The sequence below is a fragment of the Geodermatophilus sp. SYSU D01106 genome, from assembly GCF_054049995.1.
The window spans coordinates 1-17445 of sequence record NZ_JBJGYM010000003.1 but is presented as its reverse complement, the minus strand read 5'-3'; the positions used below and the strand labels follow the sequence as shown (position 1 = coordinate 17445).

Sequence of the window (17445 nt, the reverse complement as noted above, 5' to 3'; positions counted from 1 at the left end):
GTGGCCGAAACGTCGATCCCGGTGCGCACCTGTGTGGGCTGCCGGAAGCGCGCTCCGGTCACCGACCTGCTGCGTGTCGTCCTCCGCTCCGGCGCCCTGGTGCCCGATCCGCGGAGGAGGCTCCCCGGTAGGGGTGCGTCCCTGCACCCCACGCCGGAGTGCCTGCACGCAGCGGAGCGACGCCGGGCCTTCCCCCGGGCGCTGCGCCTCCCCGGAGGCGGCGCCGCGGTGGAGGCCGGTCCGCTCCGGGAGCACGTCCTCGGCGCCTCCGCGCCGGGCGACCGCGACCCGGGGCGGGCGACACCGGACGAACGACAGACCGCACTTCCCCAGACGGACCGGCACCCGGCCGGTCCGCACGTCGAGAGCAGGACGTCGTCGGATGAGCACGCCGTGAAGTCCCCACGATGACAAGCCAGACCATGCACCACTGACGACGAGGTCGCGCGGGCGAGCCGCCGGCCTCACCAGAGGAGATCCGTGCCAGGCAAAGCCCGCGTCCACGAACTCGCCAAGGAGTTCGGGGTCGACAGCAAGACCGTCCTCGCCAAGCTCAAGGAACAGGGCGAGTTCGTGAAGTCCGCCTCCTCCACCGTCGAGGCCCCCGTGGCCCGGCGGCTGCGGGAGGCCCTCGGCGCCGCCACCGGCGGCGGCAACGGTGGCGGCAACGGCGGGAGCGCTCCCGCGCCCCGTCCCACGCCCCCGGCCGCGCCGCGCCCGTCGGCGCCCGCGCCGGCCGCACGCGCCCCCCAGGCGCCGGCCGCGCCGTCCGTGCCCGCCCCGTCGGCCGGCCCGGCGCCGGGCCCGCGTCCGGGCGCCCCGCGCCCGGGTGCCCCCGTGCCCGGCCCGCGCCCGACCCAGCAGCCGGTGCAGCAGCCGGCCGCCCCGCAGGCGCCGGCCGCGAGCGCGCCGACGCAGCAGCCGGCCGCCCCGCAGGGCCCGCGTCCGGCTGCGCCGGGTGCCCCCCGTCCGGGCGGCCCCGTGTCGCGTCCGGCCGGTGGTCCCGTGCCCGGTGGCGCCCGTCCGGGTGCCCCCCGTCCGGCCGCTCCCGGCGCCCCGCGTCCCGGCGGTGCCGCGCCCGGTGCCCCGGGTGCCGGTCCGCGCCCGGGTCCCCGTCCGGCCCCGCGGCCGGGCAACAACCCCTTCAGCAGCGCCCCGCGTCCGGGTCCGGCTGCCGGTGGCCCGCGTCCGGGTCCCGCGGCCGGCGGTCCCCGTCCGGGCCCCGGTGCCGGCGGTCCCCGCCCGGCGCCCGGTGCCGGCGGTCCGCGTCCCGCGCCCGGTGCCGGTGGTCCCCGTCCGGGTGGCCCGCGTCCCGCGGCCGGCCCGGGTGGTCCCCGGCCGAACCCGGGCATGATGCCGCCCCGGCCCAACCCCGGCATGATGCCGCCGCGTCCGGCCGGTGCCGGGCGTCCCGGCGGCGGTCCGGGTGGTCCCGGCGGCCGTGGCCGTCCGGGTGGTCCCGGCGGCGGCGGTGGCTTCCGTCCCGGTGGCGGTGGCGCCCCCGGTGGCGGCGGCGCGCCGGCCGGCGGTGGCTTCCGCGGTGGCGGCGGTGGCCGTGGCCGTGGCCGCGGTGGCTCGGGTGCGGGCACCGCGGGTGCCTTCGGGCGTCCCGGTGGCCGCGGTCCGGTCCGCGGGCGCAAGAGCAAGAAGCAGCGGCGTCAGGAGTTCGACTCCATGGCGGCGCCCAGCATGGGCGGCGTCAGCCTGCCGCGTGGCCACGGGCAGGTCGTCCGGCTGCCCCGCGGCGCCTCGCTGACCGACCTCGCCGAGAAGATCGGCGCCCAGCCGGCCGCGCTGGTCACCGCCCTGTTCCACCTGGGCGAGATGGTCACCGCGACCCAGTCGGTCAACGACGAGACGCTCCAGCTGCTCGGCGCCGAGATCGAGTGGGACATCCAGGTCGTCAGCCCGGAGGACGAGGACCGCGAGCTCCTCGAGACCTTCGACCTCACCTTCGGCGACGAGGGGGACGAGGAGGACTGGGAGGCCCGCCCGCCGGTCGTCACCGTCATGGGTCACGTCGACCACGGCAAGACGAAGCTGCTGGACGCCATCCGCAACACCAACGTGGTGGCGCGCGAGGCCGGCGGCATCACGCAGCACATCGGCGCCTACCAGATCGTCACCGAGCTGGAGGACAACGAGCGTCCGATCACCTTCATCGACACCCCGGGTCACGAGTCGTTCACCGCGATGCGTGCCCGCGGCGCGAAGGTGACCGACATCGTCGTGCTGGTCGTGGCCGCCGACGACGGCGTCATGCCGCAGACGGTCGAGGCGCTCAACCACGCCCAGGCCGCCGAGGTGCCGATCGTGGTCGCGGTCAACAAGATCGACAAGGAGGGGGCCAACCCCGCCAAGATCCGTCAGCAGCTCACCGAGTACGGGCTGGTGGCCGAGGAGTACGGCGGCGACACGATGTTCGTCGACGTCTCCGCGACCACCCGCCAGGGCATCGACGAGCTGCTCACGGCGATCCTGCTGACCGCCGACGCCTCCCTGGACCTGCGCGCGAACACCGAGCAGGACCCGCAGGGTGTCGTCATCGAGGGCAAGCTGGACAAGGGCCGCGGCCCCGTCGCGACCGTCCTCGTCCAGCGCGGCACGCTGCGCCAGGGCGACTCGATCGTCGCCGGCGACGCGTACGGCCGTGTCCGGTCGCTGCTCGACGAGCACGGCAACAAGCTGAAGGAGGCCCTGCCGGCCCGCCCCGTGCAGGTCGTGGGTCTCACCTCGGTGCCGCGTGCCGGTGACACGTTCCTCGTCGTCGAGGAGGACCGCGTCGCCCGGCAGATCGCCGACCGTCGTCAGGCCCGCATCCGCAACGCGCAGAACGCCTCCATGCGCAAGCGGATCAGCCTCGAGGACCTCGACGCGGCGCTCAAGGAGAACCGCCAGCTCAACCTGATCATCAAGGGCGACAACTCGGGCACTGTGGAGGCGCTCGAGGAGGCCCTGATGAAGATCGAGGTGAGCGACGACATCTCGCTGCGGGTCATCCACCGCGGCGTCGGCGGCATCACCAAGAGCGACATCGACCTGGCGCTGGCCGACGACGTCATCGTCCTGGGCTTCAACGTCCGGGCCGAGGGCCAGGCCACCGAGCTCGCCAACCGCGAGGGCGTCGACGTCCGGTACTACTCGGTCATCTACCAGGCGATCGAGGAGATCGAGGCGGCCCTCAAGGGCATGCTCAAGCCGGAGTACGAGGAGGTCGCGCTCGGCACCGCCGAGGTCCGCGAGGTCTTCCGCGTGCCGCGCATCGGCAACGTGGCGGGCTCCATCGTCCGCAGCGGCGTCATCACCCGGAACTCGAAGGCCCGGCTGGTGCGCGACGGGGTGGTCGTCGCCGACAACCTCACCGTCGAGTCGCTGCGCCGCTTCAAGGACGACGTGACCGAGGTCCGCGACGGCTACGAGTGCGGTATCGGGCTCGGGTCGTTCAACGACATCAAGATCGAGGACGTCATCGAGACGTTCGAGATGCGCGAGAAGCCGCGCGCGTAAGAACGCGCCGGACGTCGCCCACGGCAGGTCCCAGGGAGGAGACCGGGTGTTCACCGGGTCGCTGACCGCCGACCTGCTGCTGGGCGATGTCCACTCGCTCAAGGGCAAGCGCGCCGTCGTCCGGCCGATCGTGGCCGAGCTGCGGCGCCGCTTCGCCGTCGCCGCGGCCGAGGTGGGCGACCTCGACCTGCACCGCCGCGTGCAGGTCGGGGTCGCCACCGTCGCGGGCGACGCCGGCCAGGTGACCGACGTCCTCGACGCCTGCGAGCGGTTGCTGGCCGAGCGGCCGGAGGTGACGCTGCTGTCGACGCACCGGCAGCTGTTCTCCGACACCGACTAGCCACACCGGCCGGCCGCAGTCCCACGCCCGTCCGGGCGCGCCACCCCGGCGCGCCCCCGACCCCCGGAGGTCCGCCGTGGCCGACCCCGCCCGCGCCCGCAAGCTCGCGGTGCGCATCCGCCAGATCGTCTCCGCGGCGATCGAGTCGCAGATCAAGGACCCGCGCCTCGGCATGGTCACCGTGACCGACGCCCGGGTGACCAGTGACCTGCGCGAGGCCACGGTCTACTACACCGTCTACGGCGACGAGACCGTCGTGGCCGACTCCGCCCGCGCCCTGGCCAGCGCCACCGGCGTGCTGCGCTCCACGGTCGGCCGCCAGACCGGCATCAAGTTCGTGCCGACGCTGACCTTCGTCGCCGACATGGTCCCCGACACCGCCCGCGAGCTCGACGAGGCGCTGGAGCGGGTCCGGCACGCCGACGCCGAGCTCGCCCGCCTGCGCGAGAACGCGAGCTACGCCGGCGAGGCCGACCCCTACCGGCACCCGGACGAGGACGACGACGAGGACGCCGACACCTCTCCCGAGCACAGGAGCGCCTCATGAGCGAGAACGACCCCGACCCCTACCTGCCCGGCGAGGGCCAGGGGCTCTCCGAGCTCGGCGGCCGGCAGGAGCCGAACGCCGGCGACCCCACCGACGGCGGCCGCGAGGGCCAGATCGGCACGGCGCCGAGCATCGCCTCCGACCTGCCCGACGACGGCGGCCCCGCGCTGGCGCCCGGCGGGGGCACCGTGTCCGAGGACGAGGACGCCGCCCCGGTGTCCGACCCCGGCCCCGACGCCTGACGCCGGTGACCCTCCCGTCCGCCGGGGTGCCGCCGCGCACCCCGGCCGCCGTGCTGGCCGCGGCCGCCGACGCCGGCGCGACCGTCGTGCTCTCCGGCCACGTGCAGCCCGACGCCGACGCGCTCGGCAGCACGCTCGCGCTCGCCGAGGGCCTGCGCCGGCGCGGCGCCCGCGTCACCGCCACCTTCCCGGGCCGGCCGGAGCTCCCGGCGTCCCTGGGCTGGCTGCCGGGTGCCCAAGGGCTCACCCCGGCCGCCGCCGTCGACCCGGCGCCGGACGTCTTCGTCAGCCTCGACGTCGCCTCCCCGGCCCGCCTCGGCGAGCTGGCGGTGCTGCTCGAGCGGGCCGGCACCTCCGTCGTCGTCGACCACCACGCCAGCAACCCGGGCTTCGGCGACGTGCGGCTGATCGACGGCGCGGCGCCCGCCACCGTCGTCCTGGTGGCCGGGCTGCTCGACGAGCTGGGCGTCCCCCTCGACGCGCCGCTGGCCACGCTGCTGTACGCGGGCCTCGCCGCCGACACCGGCTCCTTCCGCTTCGGCAGCACCCGGCCCGACACGCACCTGCTCGCCGCCCGGCTGCTCGGCACCGGCATCGACCACGCCGCGATCAGCCGGCGCCTGTTCGACACCGCGCCCTTCGGCTGGCTGCGGCTGCTGTCGGCGGTCGCCGGCCGCGCCGTCCTGGAGCCGGAGGTCGGCCAGGGGCTGGTGTGGACCTGGTCGAGCACCGCCGAGGCCGCGGAGCACGGCCTGCCCGGCGAGCAGCTCGAGGCGCTGGTCGACGTCGTCCGCGCGACCGCCGAGGCCGACGTCGCCTGCGTGCTCAAGGGCCAGGACGACGGCTCGTGGTCGGTGTCGCTGCGGTCGCGCGGGGCCACCGACGTCGCCCGCGTCGCCACGGCGCTCGGCGGCGGCGGGCACCGCGCCGCCGCGGGCTTCACCTCGCACCTCGACCGGGAGGCGACGGTCGCGGCGATCCGCGCCACGCTCCGCGCCACGGTCGGGGCCACGACCCGGGGCACGGTCGGGGCCGAGGGGACACCCGCGACGCTCGCCCGGTGACGGCGCGGGCGCCGTCGGTCCTCGGGCTGGCCGTCCCGGCGCTGGTCGTGCTGGCCGCCGAGCCGCTGTACCTGCTGGTCGACACCGCCGTCGTCGGCAACCTGGGCACCGTCCCGCTGGGCGGGCTCGCCGTCGGCGGCGGGCTGCTGGCCTGGGCCGCCGCGCTGCTCAACTTCCTCGCGTACGGCACCACCGCCCGCGCCGCCCGCCGCGCCGGGGCCGGCGACCGGGCGGGCGCGGTCGCCGAGGGCGTGCAGGCCACCTGGCTGGCGCTGCTGCTCGGCGCCGCCGTCGTGGTCCTGTTCCAGGTGCTGGCCGGCCCGCTGACCCGCGCGCTCGCCGGCGGCCCGGGCGAGGTGGCCGCGGCGGGGGAGGGGTGGCTGCGGATCGCCGGGTGCGGCGCGCCGCTGCTGCTGGTGTCCCTCGCGGGCAACGGCTGGCTGCGCGGGGTGCAGGAGCTGCGCCGGCCCGTGCGCTTCGTCGTCGCCGGGAGCCTGCTCAGCCTGGTGCTGTGCCCGCTGCTGGTGCACACCGCGGGTCTCGGGCTGAACGGCTCCGCGGTGGCCAACCTGGCCGGCCAGTCGCTGACGGCGGCGCTGTTCGTGCGGGCGCTGCTCCGCGAGGGCGCCGACTGGCGCTTCCGCCCCGCGGCCGTCCGCGCGCAGCTGGTCCTCGGCCGCGACCTGCTGCTGCGCGCCACCGTCCTCCAGGTGGCCTTCCTCACCGCCGCCGGGGTGGCCGCCCGCGCCGGGCAGGCGCAGCTCGGCGCCCACCAGATCGCGCTGCAGCTGTTCCTCTTCCTCGCCCTCGTGCTCGACGCCTACGCCATCGCCGCGCAGACGCTGGTCGGCCACGCCCTCGGTGCCGGGCGGCCGGAGGAGGCCCGGGCCACCGCCCGGCGGGTGACGCTGTGGGGCCTGGGCACCGGCGCGCTGGTCGCCGTGCTCCTGCTCGCCGGCCGCGACCTGGTCGTGCCGCTGTTCACCGGCGACCCCGCCGTCCGGGAGCAGGCGGAGCTCGTCTGGTGGTTCCTCGCCGGCTTCCAGCCGCTGGCCGGGGTGGTGTTCGCCCTCGACGGCGTGCTCATGGGCGCCGGCGACGTGGCCTACCTGCGCACCGTCACGGTCGGGGCGGCGCTGCTCGGGTTCCTGCCGCTGTCGCTGCTGTCCGGCCCGCTCGGCTGGGGGCTCACCGGCGTCTGGACCGGCCTGACCCTCTTCGTCGTGCTGCGGCTGGTCGCCGTCCTCGCCCGGGTGGCGGGGGACAGGTGGCTCACCGCACCTGCGACGGTGGGGACATGAGCTCACCCCACGAAGACGCTCCGCCGGCGCTCCACGTCTTCGCGGGGACCCCGAGATGAGCCGCCGCCGCGCCGCCGACGCCGACGTGACCCCCGGGATCCTGCTGGTCGACAAGCCCGGCGGCATGACCTCCCACGACGTCGTCGCCCGCGCCCGCCGCGTGCTGTCGGTCCGCCGCGTCGGGCACGCCGGCACCCTCGACCCGATGGCCACCGGCCTGCTCGTCCTCGGCGTCGGCGCCGCCACCCGGCTGCTCGGCCACCTCGGCGGCTCGGACAAGGTCTACGAGGCCACCGTCCGGCTCGGGCAGACCACCGTCACCGACGACCGCGAGGGCGAGGTGCTCACCACCACCCCCGCCGACGGGGTCGACGACGAGGCCGTCCGCGCCGCGCTCGCCGCCCAGACCGGCCCGCTGCTGCAGGTGCCCTCCTCGGTGAGCGCGGTCAAGGTCGGCGGGCGGCGGTCCTACGACCGGGTGCGCGCCGGCGAGGAGGTGGTCCTCGAGCCGCGGGCGGTCACCGTGCACCGCATCGACGTGCACGCGGTCACCCGCCCCGCGCCCGGGCTGGTCGACGTCGAGATCACCGTCGCCTGCACCGCGGGCACCTACGTGCGCGCGATCGCCCGCGACGCCGGCGCCGCTCTCGGCGTGGGCGGCCACCTGACCGCGCTGCGACGCACCGCCTCCGGGCCGTTCACCACCGCGCAGGCCGCGCCGGTGGAGGAGGCCGCGGCCGCGCTCGCCGCCGGCGGGGGGCCGGGCGTGCTGTCCCTGCCCGACGCCGCGACGGCGATCTACCCGGAGCGGCGGCTCACCGACGACGAGGCGCGGGCCCTCGGCTACGGGCAGCGCATCCCCGCCACCGGCCGCCCCGGCCTGGTGGCCGCGCTCGACCCCGCCGGGCGGCTCGCCGCGCTGGTCGAGGACGCCGGGGCCACGGCCAGAGTGGCCGTGGGCTTCCCGCCCTCCTGACCGGCGCCTCGGCGCCCGGCGCGTCAGCCGCGGGCGGCCTTGCCGATGAGCGAGTCGTCGAGGTGCTCGAGCAGGTCGGCCGGGGTGGCGTACACCTCGTCGGCGCCCTCCTCGAGCAGCTCCTGCCGCGAGATCCCGCCGCAGGTGAGCGCGATGCACGGGAAGCCGGCGTCGCGGGCCGCCCGCACGTCCCAGATCGTGTCGCCCACGGCCACCGTCCGGCGCGGGTCCAGGCCGTTGCGCTCGGCCGCCGTCCGCAGCAGGTCCGGCGCGGGCTTGGCCGACTCGACGTCGGCCGAGGTGGTCGAGCCGTCGACGACGTCCTCGCCGCCGATCGCCGGGACCATCCACTCCAGGTCGGACTCCTTGCCGCTGGTGGCCAGCACGACGGCGAGGTCCCGCTCGCGGCAGGCGGCGAGCAGCTCGTCGACGCGGGGAAAGGCGGAGACCAGCTCGCGCAGCGGCTCGTAGCGCCGGGTCTTGGTCTCCGAGATCTCCTCGGCGTCCTCGGCGTCCTCGCCGAGCAGGTGGGTGACCAGCTGCTCGCTGGCGATGCCGATGGCGCGGTGGCAGTCGGCCATGGACACGTCGTCGTGCCCGGTGTCGCGGAAGGCCTGCCACCACGCGAGGACCTGCAGGTAGTTGGTGTCGAGCAGGGTGCCGTCGACGTCGAACAGCACGCCGGGCCGCGGGTCCTGGGTCACCGGGCCATCCTCGCCCGGGACCGGCGGCGCCGCAGGGGCGTGCGTGTGACCGGCCGCCACGCCGGGAAGGAGCCGCGCATGAGCGTCGTCAAGATCAACGCGATCGTGGTCCCGCCGCACGCGCAGGAGCGCTTCGAGGAGCGCTTCCGCGGTCGGGGCGGCCTGGTCGAGAAGACCCCCGGCTTCGAGTGGTTCGAGCTGCTGCGCCCCCTCGAGGGCACCGACCAGTACCTCGTCTACACCCGGTGGGAGAGCGAGGAGGCCTACCAGGCCTGGGAGGGCGGGCAGGACTTCGCCCGGGCGCACTCCGGCGGCGGCGACGAGCTCGCCCCGGCCGCCAGCGACTCGCACCACCTGTGGTCCTACCAGGTGATCGAGAGCTCGGCGCCCGACCGGCCCTGAGCCGGCCGGGTGGGTACGGCGGCGGTCGGCTCCCGGCCGCCGCCGGACCCGGGGCTACTGTGAGCCCGGGGCCGGCCCTCCGCCGGCCCGGCGCCCGCACGAGCTCACCCAGGTGGGAGACATGACCGACACGCTCGCCGACAGCCGCACCTCCTCCCGGATCTTCACCGAGGGCGTGCCGGTGACCGTGGAGCCGGTGACCCGCCGTCCCGCCGCCGACCGGGAGGCCGTGCTGGCCGACCCGGGCTTCGGCCGCTCCTTCACCGACTCGATGTTCGTGGCCCGCTACGAGGCCGGCCGCGGCTGGCACGACGCCCGGCTGACGCCCTACGGGCCGCTGCAGGTCGACCCGGCCACCGCCGCGCTGCACTACGCGCAGTCGATCTTCGAGGGGCTCAAGGCCTACGCCCAGCCCGACGGCAGCGTCGCCACCTTCCGGCCCGAGGCCAACGCCGCCCGCTTCGCCCGCAGCGCCCGCCGGCTGGCCATGCCGCCGGTGCCCGAGGAGGCCTTCCTCGCCGCCGTCGACGCGCTCGTCGACGCCGACCGCGACTGGGTCCCCACCGGCCCCGACCAGACGCTGTACCTGCGGCCGTACCAGCTGGCCAGCGAGCCGTTCCTCGGCGTGCGCCCGGCCACCGAGTACCTGTTCCTCGTCATCGCCAGCCCCGCCGGCGCCTACTTCCCGCGCGGCGTGCACCCGGTGAGCGTCTACCTCTCCGAGGACTACATCCGCGCCGCGCCCGGCGGCACCGGCGACGTCAAGTGCGCCGGCAACTACGCCGCGAGCCTGCTGGCGCAGGAGCAGGCGATCGCCGCCGGCTGCGACCAGGTCGTGTGGCTCGACGCCGTCGAGAAGCGGTACGTCGAGGAGATGGGCGGGATGAACCTGTTCTTCGTCCTCGGCTCCGGCGACGACGCGGAGCTGGTCACCCCCGAGCTCACCGGCACCCTGCTGCCCGGCATCACCCGCGACTCGCTGGTCACCGTGGCCCGCGACCGCGGCATGCGGGTCACGGAGCGGAAGTTCAGCGTCGACGAGTGGCGCGCCGGCGTCGCCGACGGCACGGTCACCGAGACCTTCGCCTGCGGCACGGCCGCCGTCATCACCCCCGTCGGCGAGGTCAAGGCGCGCACCGGCGACTTCACCGTCGGCGACGGCACCCCCGGCCCGGTGACCATGGGCCTGCGGGAGCACCTGCTCGACATCCAGCACGGCCGGGTGCCCGACACCCACGGCTGGCTGCACCGGGTCGCCTGAGCGACCCCGGCGGACCCCCAGGAGGACGGCGCGTGCGGCGCTGGCGCGGGCTGGCAGCCACCCCGGCCGACCTCGGGCGGACGGTGGTCACGGTGGGCCAGTACGACGGCGTCCACCGCGGCCACCAGCAGCTGATCGGCACCGCCGTCGAGCGGGCCCGGTCGCTGGGCCGGCCCTGCGTGCTGGTCACCTTCGACCCGCACCCGAGCGAGGTCGTGCGGCCCGGCTCGCACCCGGCGATCCTCACGTCGCTGGACCGCAAGGCCGAGCTGGTGGCCGGGCTCGGCGTCGACGGCATGTGCGTCATCCCGTTCACCCTGGAGTTCAGCCGGCACACCCCCGAGGAGTTCGCGCACGGCGTGCTCGTCGAGCAGCTGCACGCCTCGGCGGTCGTCGTCGGCGAGAACTTCACCTACGGGCACCGGGCCGCGGGCACCGTCACCACCCTCGCCCAGGAGGGCCGCCGGTTCGGGTTCGCCGTCGAGGGCATCCCGCTGGCCGGCGACGACTCCGCCGACGGCGAGGTCACCATCTCCTCCACCTACATCCGCGCCTGCGTCGCGGCCGGGGACATGGAGAGCGCGGCGCGGGCGCTGGGCCGCCCGCACCGCGTCGACGGCGTCGTCGTCCGGGGCGACCGGCGGGGCCGGGAGCTCGGCTACCCCACGGCCAACGTCGAGAGCCCGCCGTGGACGGCGATCCCCGCCGACGGCGTCTACGCCGGGCACCTGGTCACCCTCGACCCCTCCGGCGCGACGCTCCGCAGCGCCCCGGCGGCGATCTCCGTGGGCACCAACCCGACGTTCCAGGGGTCGCGGCGCACCGTCGAGGCGTACGTCCTCGACTTCACCGGGGACCTCTACGGCGAGCACGTCGGCGTCGAGTTCGTCTCCCGGCTGCGGCCGATGACCTCCTTCGCCGGGGTGGACGCCCTCGTCGAGGCCATGGCCGGCGACGTCGCCCGCACCCGCGCCGTCCTGGGGCTGCCCCCCGCCGGGTGATCACCGGCACGGGCGGCCGCGGGCACGCTGGTAGCCTCGGAGCCGTCGGGCACCGCCCGACGTGTGTGCGAGCTGCCCCCGTGAACCAGACCGGGGGCCACACCTGACCAGGCCCGGAGGCCCGCCCATGGCGCTCGACAGCGCGACGAAGCAGCAGATCATGACCGAGTACGCGACGGTCGAGAAGGACACGGGCTCGCCCGAGGTCCAGGTCGCGATGCTCACCCGCCGGATCAGTGACCTGACCGAGCACCTCAAGCAGCACAAGCACGACCACCACAGCCGGCGGGGCCTGCTCCTGCTGGTCGGCCGCCGCCGGCGGCTGCTGAACTACCTGGCGAAGACCGACATCAACCGCTACCGCTCGCTCATCGAGCGGCTCGGTCTGCGCCGCTGACCCCAGAGGGGACCGTCCCACCGGGACGGTCCCCTCTCTCGTGGGGCGTCCGCCCCACGGGACCACGGCACCCGCCGCGCGCTCCGACGCCGGCCGGTCCTCGGTGGTGGCCTCCGGGCATGCCCTCCCGTCGCGGGGGGAACGTCCCCGGGGGCTTCGATCGAAGACCGGTCACCCGGGAGCAGTCCGACGCCGGGCGCCACGAAGAGGACGTCGCCGCATGCGACGTAGGAAGAGGACGACGTGTCCGCACCCACCACCGCCAGCAGCACCGCTGCCGAGTACGACCCCGAGGACGGGGTCACCACCGCCACCGCGGTCATCGACAACGGCAGCCACGGCAGCCGCACGATCACCTTCGAGACCGGGCGGCTGGCCAAGCAGGCCGCCGGCTCGGTCGTCGTCAGCATGGGCGACACCATGCTGCTGTCGGCCACCACGGCCGGCAAGCACCCCAAGGAGCACTTCGACTTCTTCCCGCTGACGGTCGACGTCGAGGAGCGGATGTACGCCGCCGGGCGCATCCCCGGCTCGTTCTTCCGCCGCGAGGGCCGCCCCAGCGAGGACGCGATCCTCACCTGCCGGCTCATCGACCGCCCGCTGCGCCCGACCTTCGCCAAGGGCCTGCGCAACGAGGTCCAGGTCGTCATCACCGTCCTGTCGCTGGACCCGGCGCACCTCTACGACGTGCTGGCCATCAACGGCGCCTCCGCGTCGACCCAGCTCTCGGGCCTGCCGTTCTCCGGCCCGGTCGGCGGCACCCGCGTCGCGCTGGTCGACGGCCAGTGGGTCGGCTTCCCCACCCACGAGGAGCTCGAGGACGCCGTCTTCGACATGGTCGTGGCCGGCCGCCTGCTCCCCGACGGCGACGTCGCGATCATGATGGTCGAGGCCGAGGCCACCGAGAAGACGATCCAGCTGGTCTCCGGCGGCGCCACCGCGCCCACGGAGGAGGTCGTGGCCCAGGGCCTCGAGGCCGCCAAGCCCTTCATCAAGGCGCTGTGCGAGGCCCAGGCCGCACTCGCCGAGAAGGCCGCCAAGCCGGTCGCGGAGTTCCCGCGCTTCCTCGACTACCAGGACGACGTCTACGCCGCCGTCGAGTCCGCCGCCCTCGAGCGGCTGACCGAGGCGCAGGCCATCGCCGGCAAGACCGAGCGCAACGACGCCACCGACGCGCTCAAGGACGAGGTCACCGCCTCGCTGGCCGAGCAGTTCGCCGGCCGCGACAAGGAGGTGTCGGCCGCATTCCGCGCCGTCACCAAGAAGGTCGTGCGGCAGCGCATCCTGCGCGACAAGGTCCGCATCGACGGCCGCGGCCTGACCGACATCCGGCCGCTGTCGGCCGAGGTCGAGGTGCTGCCCCGCGTGCACGGCTCGGCGCTGTTCGAGCGCGGCGAGACCCAGATCCTGGGCGTCACCACGCTGAACATGCTGCGCATGGAGCAGCAGCTGGACACGCTGTCGCCGGTGAACCGCAAGCGGTACATGCACAACTACAACTTCCCGCCGTACTCCACCGGGGAGACCGGCCGCGTGGGCTCGCCCAAGCGCCGCGAGATCGGCCACGGCGCGCTCGCCGAGCGGGCGCTCGTGCCGGTGCTGCCCGACCGCGAGGAGTTCCCCTACGCGATCCGGCAGGTGTCGGAGGCGCTGGGCTCCAACGGCTCGACGTCGATGGGCTCGGTCTGCGCCTCGACCCTCGCGCTGCTCAACGCCGGTGTCCCGCTGAAGGCCCCCGTCGCCGGCATCGCCATGGGCCTGGTGTCCGACGAGGTCGACGGCAAGACCCAGTACGTCGCGCTGACCGACATCCTCGGCGCCGAGGACGCCTTCGGTGACATGGACTTCAAGGTCGCCGGCACCAAGGACTTCGTCACGGCCCTGCAGCTCGACACCAAGCTCGACGGCATCCCGTCCGACGTGCTCGCCCAGGCGCTGACCCAGGCCCGCGCCGCCCGGCTGCACATCCTCGACGTGATGAACGAGGCCATCGACGCCCCCGACGAGATGAGCCCGTACGCCCCGCGCGTGACCACGGTGCGCATCCCCGTCGACAAGATCGGCGCGGTCATCGGCCCCAAGGGTCAGATGATCAACTCGATCCAGGACGAGACCGGCGCCGACATCACCATCGAGGACGACGGCACGATCTACGTCGGCGCCTCCGACGGCCCCTCGGCGCAGGCGGCGGTCGACCGCATCAACGCGATCGCCAACCCGCAGATGCCGAAGGTCGGGGAGCGCTTCCTCGGCACCGTCGTCAAGACGACGCCGTTCGGCGCCTTCGTCTCGCTGCTGCCCGGCAAGGACGGCCTCGTCCACATCAGCAAGCTCGGCGGCGGCAAGCGCATCGGCAAGGTCGAGGACGTCGTCAACGTCGGCGACAAGCTCCAGGTGGAGATCACCGACATCGACGCCCGCGGCAAGATCAGCCTCGTGCCGGTCGCCGCCGAGGGCGCCGCTGACGGTGCCGCCCCCGCCGACACCGCGGCTCCGGCCGACGCGTCCGCGGAGGCCTGACACGGTCGCCGACCCGACTCCTGCCGGGGCCGGGACGGGCGCGGGGTCTGCCGACCTCGCGTCCGTCCCGGCCCCGGTCGGTGTCACCCGTGTCCTCGACGTCGACGAGGTCGGCGGCCGCGTCGAGCGCACCGTGCTGCCCGGCGGGCTGCGGGTGCTCACCGAGACGATGCCCGGCGTCCTCTCGGCCACCCTCGGCATCTGGGTGGGCGTGGGCTCCCGGGACGAGAGCGACCGGGTCGCCGGCGCCTCGCACTTCCTCGAGCACCTGCTGTTCAAGGGCACGCGCAGCCGCAGCGCCCTGGAGATCGCGACGGCGATGGACGCCGTCGGCGGTGAGATGAACGCCTTCACCGCCAAGGAGCACACCTGCTACTACGCGAACGTGCTCGCCAGCGACCTCCCGCTCGCGGTCACGCTGCTCGGCGACCTGGTCACCGAGGCGCTCAACACCGCCGAGGACCTCAAGTCCGAGCGGACGGTGGTGCTCGAGGAGATCGCCATGCGCGACGACGAGCCCTCCGACCTCGTGCACGACCTGTTCGCCGAGACGCTCTTCGGCGACACCGCGCTCGGCCGCTCGGTGCTCGGCACCGTCGAGTCGATCGAGGGCCTGACCCGCGACGACGTCGACGGCTGGTACCGGTCCCGGTACGCGCTCCCGTCGATGGTCGTCACCGCGGCCGGCCGGGTCGACCACCAGCAGGTGGTGGACCTGGTGACGGCGGTCTTCGGCGACCGCCTGTCGGGCTCCGTGCCGCCGGCGCCGCTGCGCCGCGGCGACGAGCTGGTGCTCGGCCGCCCCGCCCGGCCCGCCGGCCTGGTGAGCAGGAAGACCGAGCAGACGCACCTGCTGCTGGGCAGCGTGGGGTTGAGCCGGTTCGACGAGCGCCGCTACGCGGCCGCGGTCCTGGAGACGGCGGTCGGCGGCGGGATGAGCTCGCGCCTGTTCCAGGAGATCCGCGAGAAGCGCGGGCTGGTCTACAGCGTCGGCTCGGCGCTGACCTCCTACGCCGGCACCGGGTCGTTCTCCGTCTACGCCGGGTGCGCCAAGAAGCGGGTGCCCGAGGTGCTCCGGCTGGTCCGCGAGGAACTGGCGCGCGTGGCCGCCGAGGGGATCACCGCCGAGGAGGTCGCCCGCGGCCGCGGCCAGCTGCGCGGCGGCACGGTCCTCGGCCTGGAGGACACCGGGTCGCGGATGAGCCGGCTGGGCAAGAGCGAGCTCTCGCACGGGGAGTACGTGCCGGTGCGCGAGGTGCTCGAGCGGATCGCCGCCGTCGACGAGGAGCAGGTGCGTGCCGCCGCCGCGGACCTGTTCGGCCGCGACACCTGCCTGGCCGTCGTCGGCCCGTACCGCGAGTCCGACCTCGACCGGCTCTGAGAGGCCGCCCGCACCATGGCCCGACCCCATCCCGCCCTGCGCGTGCACGGCGCCCTGTCCCGCGGCGTCCTCGCCGTCACGGTGCTCGTCTCGCTCGCCGTCCTCTTCGCGCCGGCGGCGGACGTGCCGTCGTCGCCGCCGGGGGTGGACAAGGTCGTGCACCTCGGCCTGTTCCTGGCGCTGACCCTCGCCGGCCGCTGGGCGGGGATCCGGCCGGTGCCCCTCGGGGTGCTGCTGCTCGGGTACGGCGCCGTCAGCGAGGTGGTCCAGGCCCTGCCGCTGCTCGGGCGCTCGGGCACGGTGACCGACTGGCTGGCCGACGCCGTCGGTATCGCCCTCGGCCTGGCCGCCTGGGCGGTGGGGGAGCGGCGGGTCCCCGCCGTCTGAGGACGGCCCGACACTTGCGCCGTCCGGGGACCCCGGGAGACTGACCGGGTGACCACGAGCACCCCGACCCCCGACCAGCAGGCTCCCGGCACCGTGGTGGGAGAGCCGCCACGGATCTCGGTCGGCGTCCTCGGCGCCCGGGGGCGGATGGGCACCGAGGTGGTCAAGGCGGTCAACGCCGCCGACGACCTCGAGCTCGTGGCGATGGTGGACGAGGGCGACTGGCTGTTCAACGTCGCCGACGCCGGCGCGCAGGTGGTCGTCGACTTCACCCGCCCGGACGTCGTCATGGACAACATCCGCTTCTGCATCGACCAGAACATCTCCTGCGTGGTCGGCACCACCGGCTTCGACGAGCAGAAGCTCGCGACCGTCGCCGAGTGGCTCGAGCCCAAGCCCGACGTCGGCGTCGTGATCGCGCCCAACTTCGGGATCGGCGCCATCCTGCTGATGCGCTTCGCCCAGGAGGCCGCGCGCTTCTTCCCCTCCACCGAGATCGTCGAGCTGCACCACCCGAACAAGGTCGACGCCCCCTCGGGGACGGCGGTGCGCACCGCGCGCCTCGTGGCCGCCGCGCGCCGTGCGGCCGGCCTGCCCGCGTCCCCGGACGCCACCACCGACTCGCTGCCCGGTGCCCGCGGGGCCGACGTCGAGGGGGTGGCCGTGCACGCCGTGCGGCTCACCGGTCTGGTGGCGCATCAGGAGGTGCTCATGGGTGCGGCGGGGGAGACGCTGACCCTGCGGCACGACTCGTACGACCGGGCCTCGTTCATGCCCGGCGTGCTCCTGGCCGTCCGCGAGATCGGCCGGCGCCCGGGTCTGACCGTGGGCCTGGAGTCCTTCCTGGGGCTCTGAGGGCCCGTCCAGGGGAGGTGTCCGGAGTGTGTCCGGCGTCCCACCGGACCCCCCGTGCAGACCCCCTCGGAGTTGGTGTACTGTTCTCTTCGCGCCGGACGGAGCCCGCGAGGGCCACGGAGGAGCACCCGAGGGTGCACAGCCTCTGGACACGGCGTACGGTAGGACAAGCCGCTGCTGACGGAGCCCGGAAGGGTCGAGTTGGTGTGCGTCCGCTCCTTGAGAACTCAACAGCGTGCCGAAAGTCAGTGCCAAGTAATAACCCCGTGGCCTGGTCGGTGTCACCGGTCGGGTCTTGGGATTCCTTTGGTTGATTGATATCGCGATCTGTCAGGTCGCGGTTCTCAGCCGGTATCAGATCATCTACGGAGAGTTTGATCCTGGCTCAGGACGAACGCTGGCGGCGTGCTTAACACATGCAAGTCGAACGGTGAACCTCTTCGGAGGGGATCAGTGGCGAACGGGTGAGTAACACGTGGGCAACCTGCCCCCGGCTCTGGGATAACTCCAAGAAATTGGGGCTAATACCGGATGTTCACCGCTTCCCGCATGGGTGGTGG

At 74.8% G+C, this 17445-nt stretch carries 17 protein-coding genes, 1 rRNA gene and 1 pseudogene; 18 read left to right on the top strand and 1 reads right to left on the bottom strand.

Going from position 1 to position 17445, the window contains the following annotated elements; translation table 11 throughout:
• From ACI78R_RS03930 to truB, 9 genes and pseudogenes are all read left to right on the top strand, one after another.
• The gene (locus tag ACI78R_RS03930) at positions 1–411 is read left to right on the top strand and encodes a YlxR family protein (protein WP_139253043.1); all 411 of its coding nucleotides are present in this window, start codon (positions 1–3) and stop codon (positions 409–411) included.
• A gap of 69 nt (positions 412–480) precedes the next feature.
• Positions 481–624 (top strand): annotated as a pseudogene (locus tag ACI78R_RS03925) (translation initiation factor IF-2 N-terminal domain-containing protein); the annotation flags it as partial.
• A 1050-nt stretch (positions 625–1674) separates the two neighbouring features.
• Positions 1675–3507 carry a translation initiation factor IF-2 gene (infB, locus tag ACI78R_RS03920; RefSeq protein WP_245794753.1) on the top strand — a complete coding sequence of 611 codons (1833 nt, stop codon included), beginning with the start codon at positions 1675–1677 and terminating at the stop codon, positions 3505–3507.
• Positions 3508–3553: 46 nt separating this feature from the next.
• Positions 3554–3847 (top strand): DUF503 domain-containing protein, encoded by a 294-nt coding sequence (locus ACI78R_RS03915; protein WP_073421844.1) that lies wholly within the window; start codon positions 3554–3556, stop codon positions 3845–3847.
• A 76-nt stretch (positions 3848–3923) separates the two neighbouring features.
• Positions 3924–4394: a 30S ribosome-binding factor RbfA gene (gene rbfA / locus ACI78R_RS03910; RefSeq protein ID WP_073421845.1), complete on the top strand. Its 471-nt coding sequence runs from the start codon at positions 3924–3926 to the stop codon at positions 4392–4394.
• Complete coding sequence (locus ACI78R_RS03905; RefSeq protein ID WP_073421846.1) at positions 4391–4636, top strand: hypothetical protein; 246 nt, start codon at positions 4391–4393, stop codon at positions 4634–4636. The genes rbfA and ACI78R_RS03905 overlap by 4 nt, the downstream gene beginning before the upstream one ends.
• A 5-nt stretch (positions 4637–4641) precedes the next feature.
• Positions 4642–5700 (top strand): DHH family phosphoesterase, encoded by a 1059-nt coding sequence (locus tag ACI78R_RS03900; RefSeq protein ID WP_457039740.1) that lies wholly within the window; start codon positions 4642–4644, stop codon positions 5698–5700.
• Positions 5697–7001 (top strand): MATE family efflux transporter, encoded by a 1305-nt coding sequence (locus ACI78R_RS03895; protein ID WP_457039739.1) that lies wholly within the window; start codon positions 5697–5699, stop codon positions 6999–7001. The genes ACI78R_RS03900 and ACI78R_RS03895 overlap by 4 nt, the downstream gene beginning before the upstream one ends.
• A 55-nt stretch (positions 7002–7056) precedes the next feature.
• The gene (gene truB / locus ACI78R_RS03890; RefSeq protein ID WP_457039738.1) at positions 7057–7977 is read left to right on the top strand and encodes a tRNA pseudouridine(55) synthase TruB; all 921 of its coding nucleotides are present in this window, start codon (positions 7057–7059) and stop codon (positions 7975–7977) included.
• Between the two features lie 23 nt (positions 7978–8000).
• On the opposite strand, the gene ACI78R_RS03885 is transcribed toward truB, so the two are convergent.
• Positions 8001–8681: an HAD family hydrolase gene (locus ACI78R_RS03885; protein ID WP_336032305.1), complete on the bottom strand. Its 681-nt coding sequence runs from the start codon at positions 8679–8681 to the stop codon at positions 8001–8003.
• Positions 8682–8759: 78 nt separating this feature from the next.
• Between ACI78R_RS03885 and ACI78R_RS03880 the strand changes: the two genes are divergently transcribed.
• The 9 genes from ACI78R_RS03880 to ACI78R_RS03840 all read left to right on the top strand — a co-directional run.
• Positions 8760–9083, top strand: a complete 324-nt coding sequence (locus ACI78R_RS03880) for an antibiotic biosynthesis monooxygenase family protein (RefSeq protein WP_073422035.1) — start codon at positions 8760–8762, stop codon at positions 9081–9083.
• Between the two features lie 121 nt (positions 9084–9204).
• Positions 9205–10344, top strand: a complete 1140-nt coding sequence (locus tag ACI78R_RS03875) for a branched-chain amino acid aminotransferase (RefSeq protein ID WP_073421850.1) — start codon at positions 9205–9207, stop codon at positions 10342–10344.
• 32 nt (positions 10345–10376) lie between these two features.
• Positions 10377–11345: a bifunctional riboflavin kinase/FAD synthetase gene (locus tag ACI78R_RS03870; RefSeq protein ID WP_336032309.1), complete on the top strand. Its 969-nt coding sequence runs from the start codon at positions 10377–10379 to the stop codon at positions 11343–11345.
• A gap of 127 nt (positions 11346–11472) precedes the next feature.
• Positions 11473–11742, top strand: coding sequence for a 30S ribosomal protein S15 (gene rpsO, locus ACI78R_RS03865; protein WP_072920360.1), 270 nt, complete (start codon positions 11473–11475; stop codon positions 11740–11742).
• A 243-nt stretch (positions 11743–11985) separates the two neighbouring features.
• Positions 11986–14262, top strand: a complete 2277-nt coding sequence (locus ACI78R_RS03860) for a polyribonucleotide nucleotidyltransferase (RefSeq protein WP_073421852.1) — start codon at positions 11986–11988, stop codon at positions 14260–14262.
• A 133-nt stretch (positions 14263–14395) separates the two neighbouring features.
• The gene (locus tag ACI78R_RS03855) at positions 14396–15643 is read left to right on the top strand and encodes a M16 family metallopeptidase (protein ID WP_457039737.1); all 1248 of its coding nucleotides are present in this window, start codon (positions 14396–14398) and stop codon (positions 15641–15643) included.
• 15 nt (positions 15644–15658) lie between these two features.
• A complete protein-coding gene (locus tag ACI78R_RS03850; protein WP_457039736.1) occupies positions 15659–16030 on the top strand; it encodes a VanZ family protein in 372 nt (123 codons plus the stop codon).
• Positions 16031–16078: 48 nt separating this feature from the next.
• Complete coding sequence (gene dapB, locus ACI78R_RS03845) at positions 16079–16885, top strand: 4-hydroxy-tetrahydrodipicolinate reductase (protein WP_083628866.1); 807 nt, start codon at positions 16079–16081, stop codon at positions 16883–16885.
• Positions 16886–17247: 362 nt separating this feature from the next.
• Positions 17248–17445, top strand: a 16S ribosomal RNA gene (locus ACI78R_RS03840); the annotation flags it as partial.